The organism is Streptosporangiales bacterium (genome assembly GCA_009379825.1).
Classification (GTDB): domain Bacteria; phylum Actinomycetota; class Actinomycetes; order Streptosporangiales; family WHST01; genus WHST01.
In genome coordinates, this window is the sequence record WHTA01000129.1 from 1 (window position 1) to 9,084 (window position 9,084).

Sequence of the window (9,084 nt, forward strand, 5' to 3'; positions counted from 1 at the left end):
CCTTCTTCTGGTAGGTCTTGCTCACAGCGGTCCCCTTCCTTCTTCGGTGTACTTGGCGGTTCACCAGAGGACCTACCACTCGGCAGGCCTCAGGCGGGGGACCGCCACCTTCAAGTTCTACGACCGCCGGGACAACCTCTTTCTCGGTGGCTACGCACACTGCGCCCACCCACAGCCACAGGCGACAAGCGGTAACGATCATGTTCGAGCCCGAGCCTCCCCATTGTGCGTAGCTGCCGCTTGAGAAAGGCGGCTTCTGTTTCGCGTCGGCGAGGTGCTGCTATGCACATCGCCATGGTCACTGCCGACGACTCCCCACCAGAGTATGTGAGTCATCTTGATGCCCCGGACTCGCAAGTGTTGCCACTTTGCGGCCACTCTCACCGAGAGGGGGCACCGAGTAACGGTGTATTCGCCACCCCGCGCCAACAAGCCCGTCGCGCATTACAGCTCCCATCTCCGCAGACGTGGGCTGGTGATCGACCCGACGTCGTGCACGCATTCTCGTCGAGCTCCGCGATGGTCTCGCGAACGATAGTTGCGAGCAGCCGCGGTGCGAGCATCTGCGCCCGCCAGGGCGTAGCCGCATCTTCGAATTCCGTCGTGCCGTGCGCGGTCGACGAACGAAATATTCGCAGCTGCGAGTTCAGCCGTCGTTGGTGGCCTGCCACAGCGCTGACTGAGCTCGTCCGTTGCAGCTCGATCCTGGTGCGAGCCGGCCACCGCGCTGGTGACGGGGGCGGGCGCGATCGGTCTGCTGGCCGCGTTGCTCGGTGTGCAGCGCGGCTTGGACGTGCACGTGCTCGACCAGGTCACCACGGGACCGAAGCCGGGACTCGTCACCGACCTTGGCGCCAGCTACCACCACGACGGCATCGACGAGGTCGCCGACACGGTGCGCCCAGACATCGTGGTGGAGGCGACCGGCGTCGGCAACGTAGTGCTCGATGCATGCGGATCAGCAACACGTGCGGCATCGTGGTCTCACCGGGCTCTCCGGCGGACGGCGGACCGTACAACTGCTGAGCGACTGATGGGTTCCTCATGTGTGGCTGGTGCGATCTCGGGTACATAGCCCGAATGGTCGGACGACGTGAGTACTAGTGACGCCGTCAATCCCGCCTTTCTCCTGCCCGATCAGCATCTAGCCGACGAGGAACGGGAGACCAACCCGAGTAGACCCGGCCCGTAGGTCGCGTCGGGGGATCGCGACGATCGGGATCGCGGCAGCCAGGTCAAATCTCACCCTGGTCCACCTTGTGTTGCCCACCACCGGTGGCGGCGTACTCAGTTCCCTCCGGAGACCCCACTCGCCTGTCGCGCGTACTTACCCTCGGCGACTCCTCCACCGGCTTCGCTCAGAACGCGCTTCGCGGCAACATCGTTGCATCCGCCTCACGAGCACAGGAGTCGGACTTGGGTGTGCCACACAAGAGCAATACTCCCCGTGCGGCCGCTCGAGCGGCCGCACACAACACGAGCGGGCAGGGCCTCCTGTGCCACGTCTGGCGATGCACCACCTGCAAGACATGGCACGTAGCGCCGTGGCAAGACGTCCCACGCGCTACCGACGAGTCCGCGTGACGCAGCGGTCGGGTCTCTGTGCCCGCTGGGTGGTCGTCAACGGGTGCTGGACGAAGGCTGGCAGCCGGGAACTCCGGTAGTGGCAGTCAGTCCCCCGTCCGGCAGACGCCACCACCGGTAGGTACGAGTCCTCCCGGCTGCCAGCCGCTCACCACATCGAGTGAGTTACTCGATGAGATCGGGGCAGATCAAACTTCGGGGCAGTCCAGATCACTGCAATCCATGCATCCGTCAAACCAAATAGTTTCTTCTTTGGAATAGTCATCCTGATAACAATCCCAGGGCAAATCAGGTTCATCGACGGGAACGGGCATACGTTACAACTGTCATTCGAACGCCCCAATTTTGTCGTTCTAAATCAGGGTCGATTCGAAATATCGACGGCGCAAAAGTTTCTGTGGCAGATTCTTCGCCGCCGCGCCACGCCGGATCTCGAACCGCCTACCGACCGTCAGGCGTCGCTTGTTCCAGGCCATCGGTGACCGCGCGGAACGCAGACGCAATGCCGGATATCTGGCTGCTCGGGATGTGTGAGACGAAGTGATCCTGGACACCGCGCGCATGGGTGAGCCAAGCGGCTTCGAGCGCCGTCATGCCCTCGGGAGTCAGGGTGACCAAGGTCGCTCGCCTGTTGGTCGGATCGGTCTGGCGCCGAGCGTAACCGGCTCGCTCGAGGGCGTCGGCAAGACGGGTGAGGCCGCTGGCGCTGTAGAGAAGCCTGTTGGCCAGATCCTTCATGTAGAGCTGCTGACCCGGAGCCTCGGAGAGCTGGACCAACGCGTCGTACATCGCCAACGTCATGCCGTGCTCCGCCCGTAGGTCCGCGTCGAGCACGCGTCGCAGCAGTGCATGCGACCGCAGATAGGTACGCAGGCCTCTTCGGCGTCGACCGACAACGCAGGGTACGGCGCGGTGTCACGGCTAGTCGTCATGCCCGAATAATACTACGCCAGCCAACATTTGCAATAGCGACTGTTCGCCTACATACTGTTGGTTTTGTGAGCGCCCCGAGAGGGGCCTTTGGGGGCGCAGGCTCCGACTCCCGGGGGCGGGAGACGCCCGTGGTGGTGTTGTCAGTCTCGAGACAACACCACCACAGGCCACCATGAGCAAGACGAGTGCCGCCGGCAGAAACAGTTCACTTCATTGCCATGCGCATCACCAATGGGCGGTGATCCGACAGCGTGGAGTCGATGACGTATCCGTCGCTCACTGCGACGTCCTTGGCGAGATGTAGTCGATGCGGCGATCGCCGTGGGTCGGATCGTCCGAATACTCGCCGCCGGTGTCGAGCCAGCCTTTCTGGGTGAACCATCCGTGGATGGCCCGGTGTCGCGCGCGTTGACGTCGCCGGTGAACAGCAGCGGACCGTCATGGCGGAGATACTTGAGCACCTTGACCGCCTGCGCCTGGCGATAGTCGGTGGCTGCTTGCGAAGCGCCCGGGGTGAAGTGGGAGGTGAAGACCCTGATGTAGTCGGAACAAGGCAGATCGAGCTTGACCCCGGACATCACCCCGATTGCACCGGGCAGCCTTGATCCTTCGGCGACAGCCGAACCGTCACCCGCTCCGCGATCGGGTACTTCGACAGTACGGCGTTACCCACCCAGCCCGACTCCTCGGCGTCACACGGTCCCGGACGGTCGGCCTGGCTGAAGTGGGTGTGATCGCTCAGGTCCGAGGTGTACCACCTGAGCTCGTCGGCCAGGTCCTTCACCTGGTCGCGCTTCGCCCGCTGGATCTCCTGCACGGTGAGGACGTCGATCCCGTGGGAGTTGACCAGGTCGGCCATCGCAGAGATATCGGCGCCCTTGCCGTGGATGTTCCAGTCCATCACCGTCAGACCGGTAGCCGCCGCGCCCAGCTCATCGGCACTGGCAACCTGCGTTGCCGTCACGGTCACGGCAATCGCGACAGGGACGGTCGACAACGCTGCCACACGGCGCTTGGTCGGACGAAGAGTTCGCAGCAGGCTTCGCATCACGAGGCAGCGCACTCGCGTCCGTACGACCCATGGCCCGCTCAGGCGGACGGCGATTCGCTGGCCGTTCCCGACGGTGTGCAGCAGGCGTTCTCGCCTTCGGGGGTGAGGGCGGCCAGGCTGGCGAGCAGCTGGCCGGGGGCGGCGAGTGCTTCGCAGCACAGGGCGTAGACGTTGCTGCGTCCCTGCGGGGTGACGGTGACCAGGCCCTGCTGCCGCAGGGGTGCGAGGTGGTGGCTGACCAGCGTCTGGCTCATTCCGGTCGCGTCGGTCAGCTCGCGAACGGTGCGCGGGCGCTCGGCGAGCAGCAGGAGGAACCGCAGTCGGTTCTCGTCGCCGAGTGCCTTCAGGCAGGACGCGAGCACCCGGGTCCGCTCAGCCAGGTCGGTGTCGGCGGTCACGTCGAGCAGGGCGACGTCGAGTTCGCGTGTCATCCCTCCAGTAAAGCACATGTTGCCATCAACAGTATTTACTGTTTATAGTGACGGCTGTTGCATGACATGATGGAGGAATCGTGAGCGGACAGCAGGTCAGTGCGGGTACGGGGCCGGTGGTGGTGATCGGGGCGGGGCCGGTCGGGCTCGCCGCCGCCGCGCACCTGGTCGAACGCGGACTGCCGTTCCTCGTGCTCGAGGCGGGCGCGAGGGTCGGCGCATCGATCGAGCAGTGGCGGCACGTGCGGCTGTTCAGCCCGTGGGAGTTCAACGTCGACGCAGCCGCACGCCGGCTGCTCACCGCCGCCGGGGTGGCCCTGCCCGACGACGCCGGGTTGCCGACCGGTGCCGAGCTGGTCGAGGAGTACCTGCAACCGCTCGCAAAGCTGCCCGCGCTGGCACCGTACCTGCGATTCGGCGCCGATGTGGTCGTAGTCACCCGCGTCGGCACCGACCGGGTACGCACCCGCGGGCGGGACGAGGCGCCGTTCCTCGTACGAACGGCCACGGGCGAGGAGATCACCGCACGAGCGGTGTTGGACGCGTCGGGCACCTGGCGCACGCCGAACGTGCTCGGCGGCAACGGGCTGCCCGCCCACGGCGAGGCCGACGCTGCCGCGTGGGTCGACCACGCGTTGCCGGACGTACTCGGCGCCGACCGTGACGCGTACGCCGGCAGGCACACGGTGGTCGTCGGCGCCGGCCACTCCGCCGCGACCACGCTGCTGGCGCTGGCGCAGCTGGCCGACGACGCACCCGGGACCCGCGTCACCTGGGCGATCCGCGGCGGCGCCCCTGACCGCGCCTACGGCGGCGGCGAGGACGACCAGCTGCCCGCCCGTGGCGCGCTCGGCGCCGGGCTGCGTGCCCTGGTCGACAGCGGCCGCGTCGACCTCGCCGCCGGCTTCACCGTGCACGCCGTCCGGCCGCGACCGGACGGTGCGGTGGAGTTGCACGACACCGACGGCCGGGCGCTCGTCGCCGACCGGGTCGTCGCAGCCACCGGCTACCGGCCGGACTGGCGCCTGGCCGGCGAGCTGCGGCTGGACCTGGACCCGGTACTCGAGGCCAGCAGGGAGTTGGCACCGTTGATCGACCCGAACGTGCACTCCTGCGGCACCGTCTACCCGCACGGCATCGACGAGCTGACCCATCCTGAGCCGGGCTTCTACGCCGTCGGCGCGAAGAGCTACGGCCGCGCCCCGACGTTCCTGATGGCCACCGGGTACGAGCAGGTCCGCTCCGTCGTCGCCGCCCTCGCCGGCGACTGGGCCGCCGCCCGCCAGGTGCAGCTGGAACTCCCGGAGACCGGGGTGTGCTCGGTCAGCAACGGACTGCAGGTCATCACCGACGAACTCGGCCTCGCACAGGATGTGCCGGACAAGTTGATGACCGCGACCGCCAAGCACATGGGCACCGCCGAGACCACCACCGACGCCGTACTCAATGCCGCCGACGAGCTCGGTCTCGACCACACAGCCGCGCTGCGGTTCGCCGCGTTCGCGGCCGACCAGGCCGGCGAGAACCCACCGCAGCCGGCCTGTACGTGACCTCACCGCACGAGACCATCGCCGCAGCCGGGACGGGCGACCAACACCCGTCCCGGCTGCGCCGTGCGTTGGTCGCGTTGTGCGTCACGGAGATCACCAGCTGGGGCGTGCTGTACTACGCGTTCCCCGTCATGCTCGCCGACCTGACCCGCGACACCGGCTGGACCACCGGGGCGGCAATGGCGGCGTTCTCCACCGGTGCGATCACCTCCGCGCTGGCCGGCATCTGGGTCGGCCGCTGGATCGACCGCTACGGCCCGCGCCCGGTGATGACCGCCGGTTCCGTTCTCGGCGCGCTCGCCGTACTCGCCCTCGCGGCCGCGCCAACGCTGCCGTGGTTCTTCGCCGCCTGGGTGCTCACCGGACTCGCACAATCGGCGGTGCTCTACCCACCCGCGTTCACCGCCGTCACCCGTTGGTACGGCCCGAACCGGGTGCGCGCGCTGACCGTGCTCACCCTCGCCGGCGGACTGGCAAGCACCGTCTTCGCACCGTTGACCGCCGTCCTGCTCGACCACTTCAGCTGGCGCGGCAGCTACCTCGTCCTCGCCGGGATCCTCGCCGTCATCACGATCCCGCTGCACCTGGCGTTCCTCACACCGGCCTGGCCCCGCACCACCACGCAGACGCGCCGCGACCCCGGCTACGTCAAGGCCGTGGCGCACAGCAGACAGTTCGTCCTGCTCGCCGTCGCCATGGCCGCCGGCGCGCTCGGCATGTACGCCGCCACCGTCAACCTCGTGCCACTGTTCACCGCACGCGGCATCGGAACCCACCTCGCCGCGATCGCCCTCGGCCTCTGCGGCGCCGGACAACTCCTCGGCCGACTCGGCTACGCCGCCCTCACTCGCCGCACCACACCACGCAGCCGGACCGTCGCCATCCTCACCGCCGGCGCACTCAGCGTGCTCGCACTGGGCGTCCTGCCCGGCCCCGTCGTGCCGCTCATCGCCCTAGCCGTAGTCGCCGGCGCGATCCGCGGCATCTACACGCTCCTGCAAGCGACCACCGTGTCCGACCGATGGGGCACCCACGCCTACGGCCACCTCAACGGCATCTTCGCCGCACCCATCACCGCCACCGTCGCTGTCTCCCCTGCCGCTGGCGCCCTTCTCGCCGAACGGCTCGGCAGCTACCCCACCGCCTACGGGTTGCTCGCCGGCCTCACCCTCGCCGCCGCGCTCCTCGCCGCACTCGCCGGCCGGCCCCGCAACACTTCGGAGCACACCGACCAGGCAGCGTAGGCGGCTAGCTCTCGGAGCCCGTGGCCGTAACACCCAACCCGACCGGGCAGCTCACGCCAGTGCCGGTGAGGCCGCAGTACCCGTTCGGGTTCTTGGTGTCGGACAGGTACTGCTGGTGGCAGTGCTACTCTTTAGGTCGTATTATTTTATGGCGAACACGGAGCCTACGGTAGGCGAGCCCGTTCCCGTCGTTTCGTACGAACGCATCAGTAGTGACGACGAGAGCGGCGAGCACGGTGTCCGCGATCAGCGCAAGGTGAACCGTGCGACAGCGAAGCGTCTCGGCTGGAAGGTCGTTGATTCGTTCACCGATAACGACAGGTCTGCGAGCAAGGCTGATGTCGTCTGGTGTGTCCCGGGTTTCGCGGAGTCGCGTTGCTGGATGTCATGCCACGTTGGTCGTCGTGTTCTCGAACTCTATCGGGGTGAGCATGCCGAGTCTGCTGTGTCGGCGTCGGCGGTTGTGCCAGACCTCGAGGTACTCGAAGATCGCGTTGGCCAGCTTGATCCTGGTGCGCCAGCGCCGCTGGTCGAGTAGCTCGACTTGCATTCGAGACCAGAACGACTCCATCATCGCGTTGACAGTCGTAGCAGTCGCCGACACTGCCCATCGAGGGGATGAGGCCGGAGTCCTTGGCGCGTTGGGTGAACGCCCATGACCCGTGCTGCACGCCGTGGTCGGAGTGGATGATCGCACCGGCCTACGGCGTGCGGGTGTCGATGGCCATCCCGAGTGCATTGGTCACCAGCGCGCCGGTGGGCGAAGAATCGATGGACCAGCCCACCACGCGGCGCGAGTAGACGTCGAGGACGACGGCGCAGTAGACCTTGCCTTCGCGTGTGCGGTGTTCGGTGATATCGGTGACCCACTTGCGGTTGGGCGCGGTGGTGGTGAAGTCGCGGTTGATCAGGTCGGTGGCGATCTGGTCCGGCGTGGCTCGGCGCCATTTCCGGCGTCCGGTCACACCGGCGAGGCCGGCGCGGCGCATGAGCAACTCCACTGCGCCGTGTCCGACGGCGACGCCGCGGCCGAGGGTAAGTTCGGCATGCACTCGACGAGCTCCGTAGATCCCACGTGAGGACTGGTGGACCTCGGTGATCAGATCGGTGAGCCAGGCGTGCCGGATCGCCCGCGCCGAGGGCGGCCGGGACCGCCAGTCGTAATACCCCGACACCGAGACATCCAGGACCCGGCAAGCAACCTCGACCGGGATGCCTTCGCCAGCCATCACCGTGATCGCTTCGAACCTCCTTTTGGGGGCACCACCTCTCGCACCAACTCGATCCCGCGACGGGTGGCCCGCAGTTCGGTCTCCAGCTCGGCGATTCGCTGCTTCGCCGCGGTCAGCTCTGCCTTCTCCGCACTGCTCAGACCCGGCTCAAGGCCCCGATCGACGCGGTCCTGCCGCCGCCAGGTATAGATCGACCGGTCGCCGATACCGCGGTCATCGGCGACCTCCGCGACGGAACGACCCGCCTCGACCAGATCCAACACCTTGCGCCGGAACTCCGGTGGATAGCCACGCCTTCCCATGCCACTCCTTCAAAGATCAAGTGGCACAAGAATCCAGCAACTCACCTCCAGCGAAGCCGGGACACACCAACGTCTCCGGACATGCCGAGGCGGTTCAGCATACCGCCGGTGTCGAGGACGGTGTGAGGCCGGGGTTGGGCGCCGGCGAGACCACCGAACTGCGTGAGGCTAAGAAGCGGATCCGGTTGCTCGAGCAGGAGAACGAGGTCCTGCGCCGGGCAGCAGCGTATCTCTCGCAGGCGAACCTGCCGGGGAAATGATGTACCCGCTCGTCCGTGAGCTGGTCGGTGACGGTATCGCCGTCACGGTGACGTGCCGGGGTGCTCAGGATCGCTTGTCAGCCCTGCTACTGGTGGCTGGCTAATCCCGTGACGGACGCTGAACTTGAGGCGGCCTATCGCGCCAACGCGCTGTTCGACGCCTATCGTGACGATCCGGGGTTCGGCTACCGGTTCCTGGTCGACGAAGCCCGCGATGCCGGTGAGCCGGTGGCCGACCGTACGACACCGCGGGCGCCAGCCCGTCCCATCGGCCGACCCTGAACGTATGCTGGGGCGCGTACTCGCCTCCCTGCACCACCTGCTCTCCCACCATGCCGTCTACCTCGACGAGGTCACCGGCTAGTGGGCATCTCCGGAAGTTCGTCGGGGGCTCAGGTCCAGGCGGTCGGGTCGGCGAGGTAGAGACCGCAGGCTGTGTCGAGGGCCTCCTCGGCGGTACCGCCCATGGAGCCGGTGGGTAGGTATGAGTCTTCGTA

The 9,084-nt window shown here is 67.1% G+C and carries 8 protein-coding genes and 2 pseudogenes; 4 read left to right on the plus strand and 6 right to left on the minus strand.

The features are described from left to right. Positions 1 to 679: 679 nt before the first annotated feature. Positions 680 to 1,075, plus strand: coding sequence for a hypothetical protein (locus GEV07_29780; GenBank protein MQA06715.1), 396 nt, complete (start codon positions 680 to 682; stop codon positions 1,073 to 1,075). A 950-nt stretch (positions 1,076 to 2,025) separates the two neighbouring features. On the opposite strand, the gene GEV07_29785 is transcribed toward GEV07_29780, so the two are convergent. From GEV07_29785 to GEV07_29800, 4 genes are all read right to left on the minus strand, one after another. After that, on the minus strand, positions 2,026 to 2,385 hold the full coding sequence (locus GEV07_29785) for a MarR family transcriptional regulator (GenBank protein MQA06716.1): 360 nt from the start codon (positions 2,383 to 2,385) through the stop codon (positions 2,026 to 2,028). Between the two features lie 272 nt (positions 2,386 to 2,657). Then, positions 2,658 to 3,095 (minus strand): hypothetical protein, encoded by a 438-nt coding sequence (locus tag GEV07_29790; protein ID MQA06717.1) that lies wholly within the window; start codon positions 3,093 to 3,095, stop codon positions 2,658 to 2,660. Next, positions 3,095 to 3,565: a hypothetical protein gene (locus GEV07_29795; protein ID MQA06718.1), complete on the minus strand. Its 471-nt coding sequence runs from the start codon at positions 3,563 to 3,565 to the stop codon at positions 3,095 to 3,097. Before GEV07_29795 ends, GEV07_29790 begins: the two co-directional genes overlap by 1 nt. A gap of 41 nt (positions 3,566 to 3,606) precedes the next feature. Beyond that, entirely contained in the window at positions 3,607 to 3,999 is a 393-nt protein-coding gene (locus tag GEV07_29800) for a metalloregulator ArsR/SmtB family transcription factor (protein ID MQA06719.1), read from the minus strand. Positions 4,000 to 4,079: 80 nt separating this feature from the next. On the opposite strand from GEV07_29800, the gene GEV07_29805 reads away from it, so the two are divergent. Both GEV07_29805 and GEV07_29810 read left to right on the plus strand, forming a co-directional pair. Further along, entirely contained in the window at positions 4,080 to 5,549 is a 1,470-nt protein-coding gene (locus tag GEV07_29805) for an NAD(P)-binding protein (protein MQA06720.1), read from the plus strand. Next, positions 5,540 to 6,793: an MFS transporter gene (locus GEV07_29810; GenBank protein MQA06721.1), complete on the plus strand. Its 1,254-nt coding sequence runs from the start codon at positions 5,540 to 5,542 to the stop codon at positions 6,791 to 6,793. The genes GEV07_29805 and GEV07_29810 overlap by 10 nt, the downstream gene beginning before the upstream one ends. 4 nt (positions 6,794 to 6,797) lie before the next feature. Here the strand turns inward: GEV07_29810 and GEV07_29815 are convergent. Next, positions 6,798 to 6,911 (minus strand): annotated as a pseudogene (locus tag GEV07_29815) (peptide-methionine (S)-S-oxide reductase). Between the two features lie 267 nt (positions 6,912 to 7,178). Beyond that, positions 7,179 to 8,327 (minus strand): annotated as a pseudogene (locus GEV07_29820) (IS3 family transposase). Positions 8,328 to 8,683: 356 nt separating this feature from the next. Between GEV07_29820 and GEV07_29825 the strand changes: the two are divergent. After that, complete coding sequence (locus tag GEV07_29825; protein MQA06722.1) at positions 8,684 to 8,869, plus strand: hypothetical protein; 186 nt, start codon at positions 8,684 to 8,686, stop codon at positions 8,867 to 8,869. Positions 8,870 to 9,084: the final 215 nt, after the last annotated feature.

Excerpts from the sequence above, each read along its gene's own strand:
- GEV07_29790 (MQA06717.1), bottom strand. The coding sequence starts at position 3,095 with ATGTCCGGGGTCAAGCTCGATCTGCCTTGTTCCGACTACATCAGGGTC.
- GEV07_29800 (MQA06719.1), bottom strand. The coding sequence starts at position 3,999 with ATGACACGCGAACTCGACGTCGCCCTGCTCGACGTGACCGCCGACACC.
- GEV07_29795 (MQA06718.1), bottom strand. The coding sequence starts at position 3,565 with ATGCGAAGCCTGCTGCGAACTCTTCGTCCGACCAAGCGCCGTGTGGCA.
- GEV07_29785 (MQA06716.1), bottom strand. The coding sequence starts at position 2,385 with ATGACGTTGGCGATGTACGACGCGTTGGTCCAGCTCTCCGAGGCTCCG.